Here is a 20294-nt window from a genome sequence, read left to right as displayed (position 1 = left end):
ACATTAAGACTCTAGAGTGTATTTCACAAGCTCTTGCCACACATAGTTTCCACCACCCACTATGCTCTCTTTATAAAACACAAAGCTGCTACTTAGTTCTTTCATAGTCCAATTATTCATTTATTTATGCATTATATCATGTAAATATAAATTTGTCACTATATTTTATTCTTATCAATATTCAAATATCTCCCTCATTTCTTCAAAAGCAAATTAAAAATTTAAAAATAGTGCACTATTTAAAATTAATTACACATACTAAGACTGTGAAAACTAATAATTGGTTCATATTTTATTTGTTTTATGGTAATATTTATCTATACAAATTAAAAATTAACATTTATTATTAATTTTTAATTCTTCATTTTTAATTATACAAGGAGGTACAATATGTTACATAACGAAATGTTAAAAAAATATGCACGCCTAGCAGTAAAAACCGGTGTAAATATACAACAGGGGCAAACTTTAGTAGTATCTTCTCCTATTGAATGTGCAGAATTTACAAGATTAATTGCTGAAGTTGCTTATGATGAGGGAGCAAAGGATGTATTTATAAATTGGAATGATGAATTATTTACTAAAATAAGATTTTTAAAGGCTCCAGAGGAAGTATTTAGTGAATTTCCTAATTGGCAAAAGGAACTTTTTGACCACTATGATAGCATAGGAGCAGCTTACTTAAGTATATCTGCTTCTGACCCAGAACTATTAAAAGATGTGGAACCGAAAAGAATATCTACCTTCCACAAAACAAGAAGTACTGCCCTTAAAGCACATAGTGCAAAACTTATGAGCAATAAAAACCCTTGGTCCATAGTTTCCATTCCAACAAAATCCTGGGCTAAAAAAGTATTTCCTGGAGTTTCTGACGAAGTAGCCATGGAAAAACTATGGGATGCTATATTTAAAATTGTAAGAGTTGATAAGGAAGATCCTGTTGCTGCTTGGGATGAGCATAAGGAAAACTTAGCGAAAAGCTTAGATTTTTTAAATTCCCATAAATTTAAATATCTTCATTACAAAAACTCCATAGGAACAGATCTAAAAGTAGAATTACCTGAAGGTCACCTATGGCTTGGTGGTGGAGACTATACTCCTAAGGGGGTAGAATTTATTGCAAATATGCCAACAGAAGAGGTATTTACTCTTCCTTTAAGAACTGGAGTAAATGGAATTATAGTAAGCTCAAAGCCACTAAATTGCAATGGCAATCTAGTAGAAAACTTCTCCCTTACTCTTAAAGAGGGAAGAATTGTGGACTTTAAAGCTGAAAAAGGTTATGAAGCCTTAAAAAATCTTATAGAAATTGACGAAGGCTCTCACTACTTAGGAGAAGTGGCATTAGTGCCTTATGACTCTCCAATTTCAAATTCAAATATACTATTCTTCAATACCCTTTATGATGAAAATGCTTCCTGTCACTTTGCTATAGGCAAAGCCTATCCAGTATGTATAAAGGATGGAGAAAACTTAAAGGAAGAGGAATTAGAAAAACTAGGAGTTAATACCTCCCTAGTTCATGAAGACTTTATGGTAGGAACTAAAGATCTAGAAATCATAGGAATTACTCACGATGGAAAAGAAATTCCTGTGTTTACCAATGGGAATTGGGCATTTTAAATAGTTCTTTAGTTATGAATAAAATTCCCGTGGAATTTTTAAAATTATAAAATTCCACAGGAATTTTCACATTAACCGCTAACTAAGAAACTAAAAACTAATCAACTAGTAAACAGTTCTTCAATCTCTTCCTGCTTCATGTCAGATATTAAAACTTCTTCTCTTGAATTTTCATCCATTACTTGTTCTATTATTTGTCTTTTCTTTTCTTGTATTTTATAAATTTTTTCTTCTATACTGCCCTTGGCAATGAGTCTTATTACCTCTACAGTTTTCTTCTGACCTATTCTATGGGCTCTATCAGAGGCTTGCTCCTCTACAGCTGGGTTCCACCATGGGTCATAATGAATTACTATATCAGCAGAAGTAAGATTTAAGCCTGTTCCTCCAGCCTTTAGGGATATTAGAAAGATAGGAACCTTTCCCTCATTAAAGTCTTTTACTAAAACTCGCCTAAATTCGCTTTTGGTACTGCCATCTAAATATAGATGATTAATTTCATTTTCTTTAAACTTTTCTGATATGTTCTTTAAAACAGAGGTAAACTGAGAAAATATTAATATTTTATGACCTTCATTAATGGAGCTTTCTACTATATTTAAAAGAGTCTCCATCTTACCATTACCTCCAGTATAGTTTTCTATGAAAGTAGAAGGGTCACAACATATCTGCCTTAGCCTTGTTATTAAAGATAGTATTTTTATTCTACTCTTATTAAAGCCATTAGCCTTTACTTCCTCTTCAAACTCTTTTTGAGCATCTGCTATAAAGGATGCATAAATCTTCTTTTGCTCCTCTTCCATATCTACTATTACATTGTGTTCAATCTTAGGCGGTAACTCCTTTACCACATCTTTTTTTAGTCTTCTTAAGATGAAAGGTTTTATTCTTCTATTTAATTCAATTAATGAATTTTCCTCTTTATTTTTTACTATAGGTATTTCATATTTTTGAGAAAACTTTCTATGGTTAAATAAATACCCTGGCATAATGAAATCAAATATAGACCATAACTCCGTTAATGAATTTTCTATAGGAGTTCCTGTTAAGGCAAAACGATGGTCTGCTTTTATGGTTTTAACAGCTTGAGCATTTAAAGATTGAGGATTTTTTATGTTTTGAGCCTCATCTAAAAAACAATACTTAAATTTTATATCTTTATAGTCCTCAAAGTCCCTTCTTATAAGAGCATAAGAGGTGATAACTAAATCCGCTTCTTTAATGCTTTGTATGTTTTTCTCTCTTTCTTCCTTGCTTCCAGATACTACTACATACTTTAGTTCTGGAACAAATTTTTCAACCTCATCTGCCCAATTATAAACTAAAGAAGTAGGACATATTACTATAGATGGTCCCCCTTCAGCTTTTATAAAAGCTAAGGTTTGAAGGGTTTTACCAAGTCCCATTTCATCTGCAAGAATACCACCAAAGCCACAGGCACTTAAGGTCTTAAACCATTTATATCCAAACTTTTGATAAGGTCTCATTATTCCTTTTAAGCCCTTTGGTATTTCAATATCTATGTCTTCAATCTCCTTCATAGAATTTACTAATTCTTTAAAGGGTTTATTTCTTTCTACAAAATCTAATTTATTATCTTTAATAGAGGAATCTAAATATAGAGTTTGGTATTTAGAAAGTAAAATTCTATCCTTTTCTAATTGGGAAGCTTTTATATCTAGATTATCCATGAGGCTTAACATTACACCAAGATTATTATCCATCAAAGAAATAAATCCACCTTTTTTTAATCTATGATATTTTTTCTTTTCTTTTAAGGATTGGAATATATCCTTTAATTCACCCCTATCTACCCCTTCAATATCAAATGTAAACTCTAATAGGTTTTCATCATTTAATCTTATAGTAGACTTATAACTGGAGGAAGGATATATTTTCATGTTTTTAAACTCCTCTGAGTAGTAAACATCTCCCAAATCTTGAAGGAGCTCCATTCCCTTTAGAATAAAATCTAAGGTTTCCTCTTCTCCTTCTAAATTGTAACTCCCCTCTTCCTTTTTAAAAGAAAAACCTTCTAAAATATTTATAACTTTATTTTCCTCTTCTATATTTCTAACTAGTATTTTTCCCTTCTCTTTTTCCTCTACTTCTAAAGGATTTATCTCCACATCCCCATATTTGAAAATAACAGTACATAGAATCACACCTTCATTTTTATCAAAATATAGAGATATTTTCAAAGGCTCTTCATAGAATCTTTCTTTAAAGGCTTCTTCTACTTCCACCTTTCTTCCCACTTTTTTTAACATAGGCAGCACATAGGAAGCTATCTCCTCACTATAATTATCACTGAAAGTAATCTCTGTAGTTTTTTCTTCTAAAAAAACATTAAATAACACTTTATAGTTATTAATCCATTCTTCAGAAGTTTCATATATCTTCCCTTCATACAAAAAATACTTACCATTTTTAATTAAAGGTATGGGCATTTCTGATAGTTGCTTTATATATACCTTATCTCTTTCTGTTCTTAAACTAAAGTCTATATAAAAATCTTCCTTTACTATAGGTGTTTCCCCTAAATCATTTTCATTAATGATTAAACCTATATTTCTATTTTTGAGTATTTTAAATATCTTACCTAAATTGTTTTCTGTAAGATATACTTTTTTACCCTTCATTATCTTTCCGCTGTCATATATATCGTGAGTTATTTCCTGAACTAATTTATCGCTTTCATATATATCCATCAAAAGCTTTATTATGTCTTCATCTTCTTCTCTAAAGCTATGAATATTAGGATTTAAGGTAAAGCCTTTTCCAAAGTAAATTTCATTACGTCCCTTTAATGCCTCCATAAATTCTCTCATATTTTTTACAACATATTCTTTTCCTTCTCCTATCTTCATTTCAAAGGTGACATACTCTCCATATCCTCTATAAAAATCTAACTTATAGCTGGTATTTAAGTACTTTTTATTTACACTGGGCATTTCTCTTAAAAGACTACTTTTCATATTTTTTAATATTTCTTCATTTTTTCTTAGTTCATAACCTTTAAGTATATCTTCTTTATTTTCAGCAAAATATAGATAAAGAGCTACTACGTGCTTGCAAACTCTTCCACCATATAAACAATCGCAATCACTAGTAAAATAATTACTTTCACTTATAATTTGCAAATTTGTATTATATACCTCGACTCCATTATATGAACGAATTTTAGAAACAATCTTTAAAATATCATTATCCCATCTTTTAACTACTTCCCCTTTTACGTTTAAAATGGAATTATTTTTATAAACTCTAACCCCTCTAGCATATATAAGGTCTCCAGTCATTTTCTTTATAAATTCTTTATCTATATGAAACAAAAAAACAATTCCTCCTCTTGATATTGCTAATTATGATTATATCCAATATTTCTTTACTATACACAGTCTTTAGCTATAGCTTCATCATGGACTATTTCCGTAGTCTTTTTTTCTAAGGTAGAAAAGATAATCATTATTCCTCCAATAACATGGTAGATACTTAAAGGCTCTCCTAAAAATATAGTTCCATAAACTACCGCTGAAATTGGATCTATATAACTTAATAGAGAAGCCCTCTGAGCAGTTACATGCTCAATACTTGAAAAGTACAGAACATATGCTACTCCTGTATGAATCACTCCTAAAATTAAAATATTTGCCATACTTTTAAAATCTAATATATGAAGATTCCCTCTATAAATTACAATAGGAAGTAATGTTAATGTACTTATAGTCATTTGAATATATGTTCTATAATAACCTGAAAATCCTTCAATACTCTTATTAAGCAAAATTACCGTTGCATAAAAAGTAGCAGCTAAAATTCCATAAAAAATCCCCTTACTGTGAATATAATTTCCACCAGGAACTTGGGGTTGATTTAAAACAATAAGAGCTAGTCCTCCCATAGCTATCCCCACTGAAACTATCTTTTTAAATGTAATTTTTTCTTTTAGCACTATAGGAGAAAGAAGTACTATAAAAATTGGTGCAGCATAATAACTTAAAGTACCGTTTGCCACAGTAGTGTATTTATAAGCTTGAAATAAGAATAGCCAATTAAATACCATTACAACTCCAGAAATTATTAATAAAGCTATATTTTTTTTATCGTCTTTTTTATTCTCCCCTTTATCTTCCTCTTTTGTTTTCTTCTTTTTACCTACATTCTTCACAATTAATAAGAAAACAGTAGCAATGAGTGCTCTTAAAAACACCATCTCAATAGAAGGTAAATCAATATTTTTTACAAATAAGCCAACGCTCCCAAAAATGGCCATTGATATTATTATTCTCAAATCCGGATTCATAAATAGTCCCCCTTTAACAAGTCAAATTTCTTCTATTTTATCATATTTTACAGGAATTGTTGGTAAAATCAAAAACTAATTTCAATAAATAAGCTTAAAAGCTCAAATCTCATTTAAGCTAAGATTTGAGCTTTCAATTTTATTTTTTTCTTATTTCCTTTTGAATTTTCTTCAAAGCTTTTTTCGATCCTCTCTCTATATCTTTTTCTAATTTTCTTTCTTTATAGCTTGTAAATAAGCTATTTAAATCATAATCTTTAGGATATAACTCCTGGGCTTTTATGCTTAGTTCTAACCTCTTTGAATTTACCACCATTATTTTATTTTCAAATAGTACTTTAACATTATTAAACTCATCCTTTTCCTTATATATTATACCAAAATCCTTATGATCTAAAAGTCTTACCTTATCTCCTATTTTATACTCGTAATCTTTCTCTGCATTATTTTCTTCTTCATAAACTTTTTCTACTTTAATTTTGCTTTCACTTATTAGATTATAATTGTAGTCTTTTTTGTCTATATATTCTTTAGCTCTGTTTATCACAGAATTCTTTATCCCCATTTTTTTAGCAATCCATAAAGCATTGCTTTCTCCAGACTTGCCTATAATTAATTTATATAATGGTTCAAGGGTTTCTTGATTAAACTTCATACATGCATTTTGAAAATGAGGATGATTTTCTCCAAATTTCTTTATTTCACCATAATGAGTGCTTGCTGTGGTTATGCATCCCATATGATAAAACTCCTCTAGTATAGATATGGCAAGGCCAGCCCCTTCATTGGGCTCTGTTCCAGTACCAATTTCATCAAATAGTAACATAGTAGACTTATTTGATTCTTTTAATATCTTTGCTATATTATTTACATGTGAAGAAAATGTACTTAAAGAATTTTCTAAGCTTTGATTATCTCCAATGTCTACAAATATTTTTTCAAAAATCGAGATTTCTGTTCCCTCTTGGCAACTAACATGAAAACCTGACTGAAGTGCCAACGTTAATAATCCTAACGTTTTTAACACCACAGTTTTCCCTCCTGCATTAGGCCCTGTTATTATTAAACTTCTATAACTGTCCCCTATTTCTATATCTAAGGGCACTATATTTCCCGTTAACAAAGGGTGCTTTCCTTTTAGAATTTTTGTATATCCATAATGGTTTATTTTAGGTTCCATGCCATCAATAGCTTTACTGTATTTACCTTTAGCAAAGACCATGTCATACTCAGCCATAAGCTCTAAATTAATCTTTATGTCCCTTAAACTTTCATAGACTAACCCTGTCAGGTAAGATAATATTTGATATACTTCTGCAGCTTCCTCAGATTTTAAGCATATTAATTCAATATTTAACTTTGATATAGAGCTAGGTTCTATAAACACAGTAGATCCTTTTGATGATGTATCTACAATGGTTCCTGCTACTTCATTTTTATAGGTAGCTTTTATTGGAATAACATATCTATCATTTCTCTTGCTTATATAAAACTCTTGTATATATTTTTTATTTCCACTGGAAGTTAAAAACTTGTTTAATTTTTCTTCAATTTTACCTTCAGTACTTTCTATAAGTCTTCTTATCCTTCTTAATTCTTTACTAGCAGAAGAATCTACTGTATTTCCCTTTATGGAATTATTTATTTCCTCTTCTACACTTTTAAGTTCAGAAATATTTTTACTATAAGAGCTTAGCATAGGAGCATAGCCTTCTTTATCCATCATATATTGCTTAATTCTTCTGCATCCTCTTAAAAAATTAGAAACTATTGTAAGTTCTTCTCCTTCTAGAATGCCACCCTTTTCTATTTTTTCTATATTATCTTTTATATTAAACAGTCCTTCTAAAGGTATGTGACTAGTAATATTAAGTAAAGTCTTAGCTTCACTAGTTTCCTTTAATCTTCTTTGAACAGTTTTTATATTAATACTTGGTTCTAACTTATCTATTAATTCTCTACCTAATCCGCTTACACAATAGGATTTAACTATTTCTTTTAATTCATTATATTGCAGTTTTTCAAACGTATTATTATTCACTTTAATTTCTCCTTCATTAATCTTTATTTTGTAAATATCAATGAAGATACCCTCCAAAGATAGGTTTGTAGTAATATAAAAAAGCCGTGGATACTTCCACAGCTTAAAATTCATACCTTAATAAAGATAGCGTTTATATTAAAACTATCTAAAGATAAAGTAAATTATAAGTGGATTTTGTATCTTCATAGTAATCTTGAATAAACCCATGAGAAATAAAGGTATTTATATACCCTTTTTTCGCGATTTATTCAATATAAATTATCTACTTAGATACTACCCCGCTCATAAAGCACCTCTTCTTCTTTTTTCAAACCTATCGTATATAGTTTATTAAAGTCTTATATAATTGTCAAGACTATTTAAGTTTCCACGTAGTTCCTTCCTTTGAATCGAGCAATTCAATACCTTTTTGGAGCAAAGCATTTCTTATTTCATCTGCTCTTCCCCAGTTTTTTTCTCTTCTGGCCTTATTTCTGTCTTTTATTAACTCCTTAATCCAAGAATTATCAATATGGCTTTCTACTACTTCTTCTTTCATTAAATCTAAGGAAAACACCTTATCAAAATCCTCTATGAGGTATGCTTTTTCACGCCCATTTAAATCACCATCTTTTATTACTTCTTCAAGCACTGTAAAAGCATTTGGTAGATTCAAATCATCTCCTATTTGAGTTGAAAACTTTTCTTTATAGTTTTCTACTTTTTCTGCTCTAATTTCACCCTCAATAGATTCATCCTTAATAATAGAGCTTACTTTACCCTTTAACTTCTTTAATGCCTTTTGAGCTTCTTCTAGACTTTCAAAACTAAACAATAGTTGTTTCCTATATCTAGATTGTAAGCAAAAATATCTATAATCTAATGGATCGAAACCTTCTTCAACAAGCCTTGTAAGAGTTAAAAAGTCTCCACTGGATTTAGACATCTTACCTTTATTTAATACTAAAAACTCACCATGCATCCAATAATTTACCCATTTATGTCCGAGTGAAGCTTCAGATTGAGCAATTTCATTAGTGTGATGTACAGGAATGTGGTCTACTCCACCACAGTGTATATCAATTCTATCTCCTAAATACTTAACTGACATAGCTGAGCATTCTATATGCCACCCTGGAAATCCTTTTCCCCAAGGGGATTCCCATTGCATTATTTGATTTGTAAATTTTGAATTAGTAAACCATAATACAAAGTCTAAAGGATTCTTTTTATGAGGATCTACTTCTATTCTGCTTCCAGCCTCTAATTCTTCTAAAGTAAGTCCTGCTAGTTTATTGTAGTCTTCAAATTTGTCGATGGAAAAATACACATTGCCGTTAGCTATATAGGTATATCCCTTTTCTTCTAAATCTTTAATAAAATCTATCATATCCTGAATATGCTCAGTTGCTCTACAAATTATTGATGGACGCTCTATATTTAATTTTTCACAGTCCCTTAAAAATGCCTCTTCATAAAACTTTGCAATTTCCCAAACTGTTTTCTTTTCTCTACTGGCTCCTAGAGCCATTTTGTCTTCTCCCTCATCTCCATCAGATTGAAGATGACCTACATCTGTAATGTTCATAACGTGATTTACATCGTATCCTAAGTAGTTCAAAGATTTTTTTAATATATCTTCAAATACATAAGTTCTTAGATTTCCAATATGAGCATAATTATAAACCGTGGGTCCACAGGTATAAAGTCCCACTTTTCCTTCTTCTACTGGTATTAACTCTTCCTTTTTTCTTGTTAACGTATTGTACACCTTGAAATTCATTTTATCACTCCTTATTTTTTAAATAAAAAACTGCAGCCTACCTGTAGTTTCTCTGAAATAGAAAAACCACAGGAGTAACCTGCAGTTATATATGTTCAAACATTTTTAATAACTATAAACTTATATCATATAAGGTTATTTAAAATTGGACGCAGGTGTGTTGCTATTTATTTTTATATATTGAACTATTAAAACAACAACAGCAACAAAATATCATTTTAAACTTCCTCCAAAACTTACTTTACTTTATTTTATTATACTACACATAGTATAATATTGACAACAAATTTAACCTCCAAGAGTAACATCTTGTTCTTCATACCAATTTAGCGCATCATAAAAATGCTCGGACCTAAAATCTGGCCAAAGTTCGTCTACTACATAAAAATCTGAATATACGGATTGAACTGGCAAAAATCCACTTAATCTTCTTCTTCCTCCCCAGCGTATAATTAGATCCATTCTAGATATTTCGCTAGATTGAATTTCATTATTAATATTATTACTTGAGGACTTGGAACCTTTAAGTTCATATAAATCCCATTTCCAGTTATAGTTAACCAAAATATTAACCTTTACTCCTCCCTTATTGCAAGTTTGCCTTTTAGTATAGGGCAGTAGTTCTTCAGGAAACATGGGAGATTTTGTGTTTCCTACTACTAAAAGATCTACATTTTCTTTTGAAATGGTTTTTACTGCATCTATACAAGCCTGAGTAAATGCAAGCCTTTGTTCCATGGGTCTTTTAGTATTGTCTACTGTAAATCCGTAATAGGTTACCTCTTCAACTCCTGCTTTTTCACATAGTTTAAAAACTTCAAGCCCTGGATCAACCCCCTGTTCGTATCCCTTATCTTTAGATAATCCTTTCCCTTCAGCCCATCTTCTGTTTCCATCTGGAATTATTCCTATATGCTTTGGTATTTTCATGTCATCCACCTCTATTTTCACAATTATAGAAATACATAGTATACATTATAGCATTAATAAAAGTATTTATATATTCATTTGTCTTATTATTTATTGAATTTCTTTTACAACTTTTGTTCCTGCGATAAAATCATGAATACACCTTTTATCTTTTCTTATTAAAAATATAAAATCTACTACTGGATATATTATTGTGATCCAAAGAAGATGATTTACTAAACCTCTCATTAGAAAGTTTGTAACAAACCCTGCCTTAGTATCTGAATTTACTTTTACAACTTTAATTTTTAAAAGTTTTTTACCTATGCTTTGACCTAAAATGCATACTAAAGTTGATTGTATAACTAAAATAACAATATTAAATAAAAAAGCTATTGTGATTAAAACATCATCATCTGGTATGATGAACCAAGGGAGAAAAATTAGTAAATAATCTATGATTCCTGCAAATATCCTTGCTCCAGTAGATGCTGTTATAGTAGAGTTCTTTTTATCTGACGTAGAACTATACTCTGAGCTTATAGTATCATAACTAATACTTTGTACAGAACTGTTATTTTCTTCTGATTTATACTCTTCCATTTGTTTAAGAAAATTAACTTGAACTTCTGTTTTGGGTATTCCTGAATCATCTCTAGAATATCTTTCCACACTAATACCCTCTTCATTCAATAAACTTTTAAATTCTTCTTTTGGCACCTCAATGTAGGAACCACAAACAGGACATGTCAATGCAAACTTCCTGCTATAAGGAATTATAGGTATAAAGAATAATGTAAACCATGTTGAAACTCTAACTAGCCTCCAATTCGATGTATTATTGCAGTTGTTACAACGGTACGTCCCCTTTTCTCCATAGTTTTTAACTGTTTTACGTCCCCAACCATAAATTATCATAGTTATCCTCCTAGTAATAAGTAATCATATATGATAATTATTCGTAAGTTTTTTCAATATGTTAAATATATTTGGGATTCTATATCTAATTTTTTATATATTTATTTCATTTATATCTTCAGAAGTATCTTTACATGCTTTTCTTCTTATTAACTTGTCTTTTAAAAACTTTATATCCTCATCTATAAATCTATGTTCAACTGCTGCTACATCAAATTTAAATATTTTAAATGAAAACTGCATAAAGTAACCTATACCAAGGGACATAATTACCGTGCCCACTCCCACGTGTCCTCCTAAGAAGTATCCTATAAATAATGCGGTTAATTCAATGGAATTTCTTATAAATCTAACAGATTTTCCAGTCTTTTTAGTAAGGGCAACCATTAAACCATCCCTTGGACCTGATCCCAGCCCAGCGCTGATATAGTAAAAACTTGCCACCCCTATTACAAACATGCCCATTAGCATCATAATAACACTAGGAAATACACTGTTAAATGTGGGTATTAAGTGGTTTAACATTAGTAAATCCATAAAGCTTCCTATGAAAATCATATTACATATGGTTCCCCAGCCTATTTTTTCTCCTAGAAAGCTATTTAATATTAGTAAAATAAATCCTACAATAATATTTGCTCTTCCTATAGTAATATTAATCACATTAGTAATCCCTTGATGAAAGACATCCCATGGTGCTAGACCTAAATTTGCATTAATTGTCATAACTATCCCTACTGCAAATAAAAAAAGCCCTATGAATAATCTAGTGAACGTTGAAATTATTTTTTTCATATAAATATCTCCTATTTTTAAATACATTATTATACTATATTATAATATAAATTCCACTGTAATAGTTAATTTAAAAAAATAAACCTTAAAGGGAGATTCATCATCTACCTTTAAGGTATTTCTATTATTTAAGCAAAAATATTTAAATCTTAAAAGTATATATTCGAGAATTCTATGTCTACCTTCTTTCTGATATATCTCTTATCATATAATTTCTTATTCTTATCAAATTTGAAATATAGATGAAACAAGCTCCTTTGATGGTGATGGTATAACTACAGTACTTACTATACTTCCAGTTTCTTTTAATCCCTCTTCACAGGATTTAATAGCGGTTTTAATAGAGGATACATCTCCTGTTATTAAAACAAATCCCTTGCCTCCAAGGCCTCTTGCAAGTCTTATTTCTATTAACTTTACATTTGCAGATTTTACAAGAATATCTCCTGCTATGATGGATGCCGTTGCTGACATTGTCTCAACCACCCCTAAAGAGGCTATATGTTCAATAGCTGTTGTTCCACTTAATGCGGGGAAAATATCTTCGCTCACATTAGGTATTATGAAGCTCTCTAAAAGGAAGGTATCCCCTACTTCTTTTCCAACGGCTATGGAACTTTTTACAGCACCCACTTCACCCTTTATAATAGTTATATATTTTCCTGGGCATATTGCTGTAGATAATACTATTTCCACATTTGCCGCTTTTAGCATTTCATCCGTCGCTTCTATGCCCTTAGCTATACTTCTTAGTTCAACTAATCCAATGGATTTCTTCAAATATATCCCTTCTTTCATGCGTTACTTGATTATCTCTCTATAACTATTGAATTTTCACTAACCCATGTGACTATACCGTCTATACTAGCATGTATTTTAGCTCCCATCTTGCCCTCAGGAATATCACCTATAAGCTGTCCCTTTATAATGACATCTCCTAAGCTCACTACTGGTTCGGCACATACACCAATGTGCTGACGAAGTTCTATTTTAACCCTGTTTGATATATCCTTTTTAACTTCCACTAAAGGAGCATCTACGTTGTATTTCTCAAGTCCAAGCCTTCCTATGAGCTTTTTAACAGGAAACTTTCTATACTCTCTAAATTGTGATACTTTTTCAGGTTTCCTACTATTTGGATTTTTAACTCCATTATCACTTAACCTTCTCTTTAAAAACTTATTAAGTTTCCAGGGTTGAAGCTCCATAACACAAACCTGCTCACAAAGACCACACTCGCAGCATAAAAAAGCTTCCGTTACCTTTGAATTTGCATCGCATGTGCTGTTGTATCCCGCTATTCTCATTAACTTATCTGGATGAAGCTTATGTCCTAATAAATTTCTAGGACATATATCTGTACATAAAGAGCAATGGCAACAGGAAATTCTCGATTCCCTTATCATTGTTTCTATGGCTTTTTTCTTAGCCATAACCAAGGAATGATTTTTGGGAATTACTATAATTCCTTTTGTATTCTTCCTAACCACTGCCTGCTCTGGGTTAATTATTCCTCCCATCATAGGTCCGCCCTCAATTACAGCATACTCGTCACAGGTTGCTCCTCCTGCAATTTCAATAATTTCACTTATAGCTGTACCAATAGGCACCTTAACTGTTATTGGATTTCTCACCGCTCCAGTCACTGTAAGGAACTTTTCAGTAACAGGTTCATTCTTTAATGCATTGTACACATTGAGGAGGGTTTCTGGATTTATCACTACCGTTTCTACATTAAGGGGTATTCCTCCTTCTGGTACTATTCTTTTTAAAACCTCATATACAGTTACTTGTTCATCCCCTGCTGGATAAAAATCCTCTAAAAGAAATATATCTAGTTCACTATTACTTTTTACTGCATTTAAAAGTTTATTTACTGCATTTTTATACTTTTTCTTTAAGGCAATTATCCCCTGACGTGCCCCAACAGCCTTTACCACCTCAGATAAAGCCATGACTATTTCACTAGAATAAACATCCATTAATTGCTGATCTACCCTAAGTAATGGCTCACATTCAGCCCCATTTACTATTACATACTCAGCCCTTGCATTTAATTTAACGTGGGTCGGGAAGCCAGCTCCACCAGCTCCTACTATTCCTGCATTTTCGATCCATTGTATTAAATTATTCTCCATAAAACATCCTCAATCCTATCTAATTGAAAGTCCTTCGGCGAGGACACATCTTCTTTTTCTAGTAAATGATCTTGCTGATGTTAACCCCTCTCCAGTAGGACCTGCAATAGTAAATGTGGTATAACCTTCTCCTCCAAAACCAATACCTGCAAAGGAAGGAGCATTTTTTACAAATATTGTTGTCTGTAATGCTTTTGCACATCTCGTTAGATTGTCCACGTTCTTTGAATGCATTATAGCCGTATGCCTATTGCCATTTTCCACTTTAACCGCAAGTTCAATCCCTTCATCTATATTTTTAACCCTTACGATAGGAAGTATAGGCATCATAAGTTCTTCTAAAACAAAAGGATGATCTTCTTCTACCTCGGCAATGATTGCCCTTATAGAACTATCAACCTCTACACCAATCTTACTCAATATATAGTCGGCATTTTTTCCTACATAATCTTTATTAGGAGTTTTTCCATCTATTAAAAGGAGCTTTTCTAATTTTTTAATTAGCTCATTATCTTTTATTTCATAAACTCCGTGCTTTTTCATATTAAATATTAGGTAATCCGCTACGCTATCAACCACTATTACTTCCTTTTCAGCAATACAAGGCAGATTATTATCAAAACTTGAGCCGTCGATTATGTCTTTAGCAGCTTTTTCTATGTCTGCTGTTTCATCAACTACAACGGGAGGATTTCCTGCTCCTGCTCCAATTGCTTTTTTTCCTGAGGAAAGGGCAGCCTTTACAACCCCTGGTCCTCCTGTGGCAGAGATTAAGTTTATCTTTGGATGAGTCATCATTTTATTGACGCTTTCTATGGTTGGCTTTTTAATAGTGGTAAGAAGATTTTTAGGCCCTCCTGCATTGATAATTGCAGTGTTTAATATTTCTATGGTTTTTATTGTTACGTTTTTTGCACTTGGATGTGGGGCAAATACTACGGAATTACCTGCTGCTACCATTCCTATAGCATTACATATAGTTGTTTCTGTTGGGTTGGTGGATGGAGTTATGGCTCCAATTACTCCAAAAGGTGAAAGCTCTATTAGAGTTAATCCATTGTCTCCAGAGTAAGCTTCAGACTTTAAATCCTCAGTACCCGGTGTTTTTTCTACGACTAAAGTATTTTTTTTGATTTTATCCTCATATCTACCCATACCTGTTTCTTCAAAAGCCATTCTTGATAACATCTCAATATTCTTAGTTATTTCCTCTCTCATGGCTTTCAATAATTTTTCCCTATTTTCCAAACTTAATTTTACAAGTTCCTTTTGAGCTATTACCGCTGCTTCAATGGCATCATCAACTTCCTCAAAAATGCCAAGTTCCATTTTATTTTCCACTTCAGTTTCTGATTTGTTTTTTAACTCAGCAATTACTAATTGAACTATCTTTTCTATATTATTTTTATTCATCCCCATTTGATACCTCCTCTATTTGTAGAATCCCTGTAACGAATAAAGAGCAATATCCATATCCTGCTCTACTGTTCCACCGCTTATGCCTATTCCTCCAACAACTTCCCCGTTACACTCTATGGGATATCCTCCACCAAAGGTTACTATTCTGTTATCATTAGTGTTTTGAATTCCATGTAAACTTCCCCCAGATGAAGCTAATGAAGCTAATTTATCTGTGGAGGTTTTAAGAGCTACCGCTGTGTATGCCTTATTTATAGAAATATCTATACTCCCAAGAAGTGAATTATCCATTCTGTGCATAAGCATTAAGTTACCTCCCATGTCAACTACGGAAACCACTACGGGTAATCTAAGCTCATTGGCTCTTTTTTCTGCCATTTTAGCCATTTCTTTTGCAATCTCTAAAGTGATTATACTATTTCTACTACCTTCCTGTAACTTTTCAAGCACCCTATTTTTTACCTCTCTTACTAAACTATTTTCTTCTTCAGCTCTAGCTATTATAAATAGAGCATCTGAAAGTCTATTCATGAACTTCATTATAGAATCAGTTACCTTTTCCTTTTTATTTAAATTCACAAGATTTCTTTCTGTTCGGCGAGCCACGGTTCTTGCGACATGAAGCATAGCGGAAGCTGTGGTGCTACCTGGTACTATAAACCCCTTTTGTTCACCTAATTCCCTTTGATACTTATCTATTACTTCCTCTAGATAAGCTACATCCTTCTCCATTATTCTGTCTGATAGCAAGGCAAGTCCTTTGTCATCACTAGCAAGCTCTGCTCCTAGGATAAAAAGTTTTTTTTGTATATGGTTGAGAATGCTGCGCATATCATGATCTTTTATTAACGAATAAGCGAGCCCTATATTTGAATTGGTTTCATCTATACTTCCATAGCACTGGACTCTAAGGTCGTCCTTCCATATCTTACTTCCTCCAAAGAGTCCCGTTTCGCCTCTATCACCTTTTTGGGTATAAATATTACCCATAACCTCACTTCCTTTACAAACTAGTTCCTATGCTATCTACTATTGCCACTATTGCCCTATCTATTGGAGAGTTTGGACTGTCAAAAACACCCTTTGCTGAACTTCCTGATACCACCAGTACTATTTCCCCTTCTCCAGCTCCAACAGAATCTACAGCTACTTCACACTCCCCTTGAGGCAAATATTTTATGTCCAAAGGTTGTACAATTAATAGTTTTTTACCCATAAGATTTTCATTTTTTTGCGTAGTTACAACATTACCTATAACCTTAGCTATATACATTCAATCTCAACTCCTAACTCTCTTGCAGTATCCCTTGCAAGTGCTGTGACAATTGAGCTACTATTTATGCGAACTTTTTTAGAACTTCTTTTATCTGCAAGGCGAATATCTTCTTCTGTTATTAGTTTTTTATCTATAACCTGATCAGGTTCAATTTCATGGTCTGATTTATTGCATATAGTTTTGTGGAGGAAATTTAAATTAACAAATTTAATCCCATATTCCCGAACCTGAGTGAAATAATCTTTAATTTTCTTTTCATACGCACTGGGAATATTAGCATAGCTTATGTTTATACTTTTTAACATTTCAATATCACAACTATCTCTAGCTGCTACCATAGGAATCCCTGTCATTATTGCTTTTGATATAGTTAGTGTAAGAACACTATCTGATATTCCTAAGGCTACCTTTGCCAATGTATTCATTGTAAAAACTGGAATTAGGACCATTTCAACATTTCTCAGAAGTACATCCTCATCCACTACTTCATTTTCTGTATAAATTTCTTCTTCTTTAAAACCAGCCTTTAAAAGCTTATTACTCCAGACTCCTCCGTCATTCTTTGGCAGGAGTATCTTTACATTGTGGCCGTCCTCTTTAATTTTTTTTACCTCATTAACTATACCGTCTACATCTACTTTGCCTTCGCTTAATAAAATCAAAACATCTCTTTTAGATTGGCCAAGCCTCTTTAAAACTTCATTTGCTAAAATATCAATGAGCTCATCATATTCCAATTCACTACACCTCACTTACAGCAATTCATTGCTATTCCTAAAGGGGTTACAAGCAAAGGATCTACAGGCTTTAATGTGGCTATTCCTAATTCCCTTTCAAAGGTCTTTTCAAAATCATTAAAACTACAAGCTCCTCCCACTAAGTAAATTTTATTTACTTCGTAACCTGAGATATGATTTTTCACAATAGATGCCATTCTTTCTACCACAGGCTTTATTATAGGAAATACTTCTTGCTCTCTTTTATTATCTCTTTTCAACTTTTCTGCCTCTTCAAAAGAAATTTTATAATATCCCGCCAAAACTAAGCTCATGTGAGTTCCTCCCGTGGGCTCATCAGCGGTATATATCACCTTTCCATCTTTCAATATACTTATACCTGTAGTACCCCCTCCAACATCAACTACTGCCCCTTCATCAATATGTAGCACAGATGCGGCGGCGGAAGGTTCGTCAATTATGTTTACAACTTCCATGTAGGCAGATTCACAAATATTAGCTATGATCCTCCTATTTCCTCCAATTGTACCTGGTGGCACTGCAGCCGCTGTATAAGTTAGCTTCTTTCCTAATCTCTCTTCAATATCTTCTTTAAGCTTTTTTACAATTTCCACTGCCCCCACATAATCTAAAACTAGTCCATCTCTAACTACCGATGCTCCAGTTGATGCAGCAGCAATTGGGTTATTCTCCTTGTCCAAAACTGAAATTACAATATTGGCTGTGCCTAAATCTACTCCAACTTTTAATTCTCCAGTGAAGCTATTAACAGCATTTTCTTGAATAAGATGTTTAAAAGACTTTATATAATTATTAACCTTTAGCATATCCATATAAATTCTCCTTTAGGGTTTCATAAGCTGGACACTATCTCCAGACTTTAGTCCACTTGAGTTAGCTTCATCAGTATCAATATGCATTTCTAAGCTATATCTATCTGACACCCTGGCCAATACATTATCAAATATTAAACTTCTTATTCCCTTAACCTTTACACTTAACATATCTCCGTCTTTAATTCCATGGTTTTTGGCATAATCACATCCCATGTGTAAATGCCTTAGTGCCACAATAAGGCCCTTATCTTTTTTTAATGAACCTTTAGGCCCAGTTATTATTATTCCAGGAGTTCCTTCTATCTTGCCGGATTCTCTTATAGGGGTTTTTATACCTAATATATAGCTATCCGTTAAGGATATCTCCACCTGAGTGTCTTTCCTTAAAGGCCCAAGTATTCTTACATTCTTTATGCTCCCTTTAGGACCGGTTATGGTAACAGCCTCTTCTGCCGCAAATTCTCCTGGCTGATTCAAAGCCTTACTTTTTTTTAGTTCATATCCTATACCAAACAATATTTCTAAATCTTCCTTTGAGAGATGTATATGGCGATTTGAGACACCTATTTTTATTTCATTATTATCCTGCTCATTAAGCCTGTTCATAACTTCCGTTACAATCTTCACCATTAAAACTTCGTCTATGTTCCCCATTAAAATAAACCTCCATACACTATTAGTTAAATTTTAAAATACAACTAGTATTAATATAATTTCTTTATTAATACTAGTTGTATACTTTACGTATTAAGCATTAGCTTTTGGAAGTATTTTTTCTGTGTCTACATGGGGTCTTGGAATTACATGAACAGATATAACTTCTCCAACCTTTTGAGCAGCTGCAGCTCCTGCATCAGTAGCCGCTTTTACAGCTCCTACGTCTCCTCTTACCATTACAGTTATAAGACCAGAGCCTATCTTTTCATATCCTACGATGCTTACATTTGCTGATTTTACCATAGCATCTGCTGCTTCAATGGCTCCCACCATACCTTTTGTTTCTATCATTCCTAATGCCTCACCCATCGATTTGACCTCCTTCTAAACTTTTCTTTTCACTATAATGAATACAACTATTTCTTGGCTCACCTTTTTTTCTTGTACACTGAGGATCATTGCATAAATTGCAAGATGCTTTTATAGTTTTATCATCCTCGATTTTGATGTCATCAACTTTGATATTATCAATTTTAATTTCTTCAGCTTTAATATCTTCTGCTTTAACACATTTTTTTTCAATTCCTATAGTTTCCTTTGACACTACAATGGCTGATAATTCATCATGAGGCCTAGGAATAACCAACCTACTATAAACACTACTAACTTTGGATGCTGCCATAGATGCAGCTTGTACTGCCGCATTTATAGCCCCTACATCTCCTTCAAGTTTTATAGTGACAAGGCCTCCACCTTTTGTAAGTTCATACCCTATAAGCTTTACATTGGCCGACTTCACTGCCGTGTCTGCAGCTTCAACGGCAGCTGCTAAACCTACTGTTTCGATCAATCCTAGCGCAAGTCTTGACAAATA

General features: G+C 32.4%; 18 protein-coding genes and 1 other annotated feature (1 of these 19 cut by a window edge). Of the genes, 1 reads left to right on the top strand and 17 read right to left on the bottom strand.

The window, feature by feature from the left end; genetic code table 11:
- Window positions 1–114, bottom strand: a binding site (T-box leader) (it extends 87 nt beyond the left edge of the window).
- Between the two features lie 276 nt (window positions 115–390).
- Window positions 391–1623: an aminopeptidase gene (locus ABDZ69_RS05845; RefSeq protein ID WP_343767642.1), complete on the top strand. Its 1233-nt coding sequence runs from the start codon at window positions 391–393 to the stop codon at window positions 1621–1623.
- 101 nt (window positions 1624–1724) lie between these two features.
- Here ABDZ69_RS05845 and ABDZ69_RS05840 read toward each other — a convergent pair whose 3' ends face one another.
- The 17 genes from ABDZ69_RS05840 to ABDZ69_RS05760 all read right to left on the bottom strand — a co-directional run bounded on the left by ABDZ69_RS05840 (window position 1725) and on the right by ABDZ69_RS05760 (window position 20291).
- On the bottom strand, window positions 1725–4958 hold the full coding sequence (locus tag ABDZ69_RS05840) for an SNF2 helicase associated domain-containing protein (protein ID WP_486187721.1): 3234 nt from the start codon (window positions 4956–4958) through the stop codon (window positions 1725–1727).
- 56 nt (window positions 4959–5014) lie between these two features.
- Window positions 5015–5929, bottom strand: coding sequence for a DMT family transporter (locus ABDZ69_RS05835; protein WP_343767640.1), 915 nt, complete (start codon window positions 5927–5929; stop codon window positions 5015–5017).
- A gap of 139 nt (window positions 5930–6068) precedes the next feature.
- Window positions 6069–7970 carry an endonuclease MutS2 gene (locus ABDZ69_RS05830; protein WP_343767638.1) on the bottom strand — a complete coding sequence of 634 codons (1902 nt, stop codon included), beginning with the start codon at window positions 7968–7970 and terminating at the stop codon, window positions 6069–6071.
- 358 nt (window positions 7971–8328) lie between these two features.
- Window positions 8329–9735 (bottom strand): cysteine--tRNA ligase, encoded by a 1407-nt coding sequence (cysS, locus tag ABDZ69_RS05825; protein WP_343767636.1) that lies wholly within the window; start codon window positions 9733–9735, stop codon window positions 8329–8331.
- 288 nt (window positions 9736–10023) lie between these two features.
- Entirely contained in the window at window positions 10024–10665 is a 642-nt protein-coding gene (uppS, locus tag ABDZ69_RS05820) for a polyprenyl diphosphate synthase (RefSeq protein WP_343767633.1), read from the bottom strand.
- Between the two features lie 90 nt (window positions 10666–10755).
- Window positions 10756–11562, bottom strand: a complete 807-nt coding sequence (locus ABDZ69_RS05815) for an RDD family protein (protein WP_343767630.1) — start codon at window positions 11560–11562, stop codon at window positions 10756–10758.
- A gap of 93 nt (window positions 11563–11655) precedes the next feature.
- Complete coding sequence (locus ABDZ69_RS05810) at window positions 11656–12357, bottom strand: YczE/YyaS/YitT family protein (protein ID WP_343767627.1); 702 nt, start codon at window positions 12355–12357, stop codon at window positions 11656–11658.
- Between the two features lie 225 nt (window positions 12358–12582).
- On the bottom strand, window positions 12583–13137 hold the full coding sequence (locus ABDZ69_RS05805; RefSeq protein ID WP_343767624.1) for a BMC domain-containing protein: 555 nt from the start codon (window positions 13135–13137) through the stop codon (window positions 12583–12585).
- A gap of 29 nt (window positions 13138–13166) precedes the next feature.
- Window positions 13167–14495: an SLBB domain-containing protein gene (locus tag ABDZ69_RS05800; RefSeq protein ID WP_343767621.1), complete on the bottom strand. Its 1329-nt coding sequence runs from the start codon at window positions 14493–14495 to the stop codon at window positions 13167–13169.
- 15 nt (window positions 14496–14510) lie between these two features.
- Window positions 14511–15914, bottom strand: coding sequence for an aldehyde dehydrogenase family protein (locus ABDZ69_RS05795; protein WP_343767618.1), 1404 nt, complete (start codon window positions 15912–15914; stop codon window positions 14511–14513).
- A gap of 12 nt (window positions 15915–15926) precedes the next feature.
- Window positions 15927–16904 carry a cob(I)yrinic acid a,c-diamide adenosyltransferase gene (locus ABDZ69_RS05790; protein ID WP_343767616.1) on the bottom strand — a complete coding sequence of 326 codons (978 nt, stop codon included), beginning with the start codon at window positions 16902–16904 and terminating at the stop codon, window positions 15927–15929.
- Between the two features lie 13 nt (window positions 16905–16917).
- Window positions 16918–17187 carry a EutN/CcmL family microcompartment protein gene (locus ABDZ69_RS05785; RefSeq protein ID WP_343767614.1) on the bottom strand — a complete coding sequence of 90 codons (270 nt, stop codon included), beginning with the start codon at window positions 17185–17187 and terminating at the stop codon, window positions 16918–16920.
- The gene (locus ABDZ69_RS05780) at window positions 17178–17927 is read right to left on the bottom strand and encodes a flavoprotein (protein ID WP_343767612.1); all 750 of its coding nucleotides are present in this window, start codon (window positions 17925–17927) and stop codon (window positions 17178–17180) included. The genes ABDZ69_RS05785 and ABDZ69_RS05780 overlap by 10 nt, the downstream gene beginning before the upstream one ends.
- Before the next feature lie 11 nt (window positions 17928–17938).
- The gene (gene eutJ / locus ABDZ69_RS05775; protein WP_425544626.1) at window positions 17939–18760 is read right to left on the bottom strand and encodes an ethanolamine utilization protein EutJ; all 822 of its coding nucleotides are present in this window, start codon (window positions 18758–18760) and stop codon (window positions 17939–17941) included.
- A 12-nt stretch (window positions 18761–18772) separates the two neighbouring features.
- Entirely contained in the window at window positions 18773–19417 is a 645-nt protein-coding gene (locus ABDZ69_RS05770; RefSeq protein ID WP_343767609.1) for a phosphate propanoyltransferase, read from the bottom strand.
- A gap of 93 nt (window positions 19418–19510) precedes the next feature.
- The gene (gene pduA, locus ABDZ69_RS05765) at window positions 19511–19789 is read right to left on the bottom strand and encodes a propanediol utilization microcompartment protein PduA (protein WP_343767607.1); all 279 of its coding nucleotides are present in this window, start codon (window positions 19787–19789) and stop codon (window positions 19511–19513) included.
- Complete coding sequence (locus ABDZ69_RS05760) at window positions 19782–20291, bottom strand: BMC domain-containing protein (protein WP_343767605.1); 510 nt, start codon at window positions 20289–20291, stop codon at window positions 19782–19784. Before ABDZ69_RS05760 ends, pduA begins: the two co-directional genes overlap by 8 nt.
- Between the last annotated feature and the right edge of the window lie 3 nt (window positions 20292–20294).

This window comes from Clostridium malenominatum (genome assembly GCF_039521365.1).
Lineage (GTDB): Bacteria > Bacillota > Clostridia > Clostridiales > Clostridiaceae > Clostridium_AW > Clostridium_AW malenominatum.
Note: the sequence above shows the minus strand (reverse complement) of the source record. Positions and strands in the feature narration are given on the sequence as shown.

Excerpts from the sequence above, each read along its gene's own strand:
- pduA (WP_343767607.1), bottom strand. The coding sequence starts at position 19,789 with ATGGGTGAGGCATTAGGAATGATAGAAACAAAAGGTATGGTGGGAGCC.
- ABDZ69_RS05785 (WP_343767614.1), bottom strand. The coding sequence starts at position 17,187 with ATGTATATAGCTAAGGTTATAGGTAATGTTGTAACTACGCAAAAAAAT.
- ABDZ69_RS05800 (WP_343767621.1), bottom strand. The coding sequence starts at position 14,495 with ATGGAGAATAATTTAATACAATGGATCGAAAATGCAGGAATAGTAGGA.
- ABDZ69_RS05835 (WP_343767640.1), bottom strand. The coding sequence starts at position 5,929 with ATGAATCCGGATTTGAGAATAATAATATCAATGGCCATTTTTGGGAGC.
- ABDZ69_RS05810 (WP_343767627.1), bottom strand. The coding sequence starts at position 12,357 with ATGAAAAAAATAATTTCAACGTTCACTAGATTATTCATAGGGCTTTTT.
- uppS (WP_343767633.1), bottom strand. The coding sequence starts at position 10,665 with ATGAAAATACCAAAGCATATAGGAATAATTCCAGATGGAAACAGAAGA.
- eutJ (WP_425544626.1), bottom strand. The coding sequence starts at position 18,760 with ATGGATATGCTAAAGGTTAATAATTATATAAAGTCTTTTAAACATCTT.
- ABDZ69_RS05815 (WP_343767630.1), bottom strand. The coding sequence starts at position 11,562 with ATGATAATTTATGGTTGGGGACGTAAAACAGTTAAAAACTATGGAGAA.
- cysS (WP_343767636.1), bottom strand. The coding sequence starts at position 9,735 with ATGAATTTCAAGGTGTACAATACGTTAACAAGAAAAAAGGAAGAGTTA.
- ABDZ69_RS05790 (WP_343767616.1), bottom strand. The coding sequence starts at position 16,904 with ATGGGTAATATTTATACCCAAAAAGGTGATAGAGGCGAAACGGGACTC.
- ABDZ69_RS05795 (WP_343767618.1), bottom strand. The coding sequence starts at position 15,914 with ATGGGGATGAATAAAAATAATATAGAAAAGATAGTTCAATTAGTAATT.
- ABDZ69_RS05770 (WP_343767609.1), bottom strand. The coding sequence starts at position 19,417 with ATGGGGAACATAGACGAAGTTTTAATGGTGAAGATTGTAACGGAAGTT.
- ABDZ69_RS05845 (WP_343767642.1), top strand. The coding sequence starts at position 391 with ATGTTACATAACGAAATGTTAAAAAAATATGCACGCCTAGCAGTAAAA.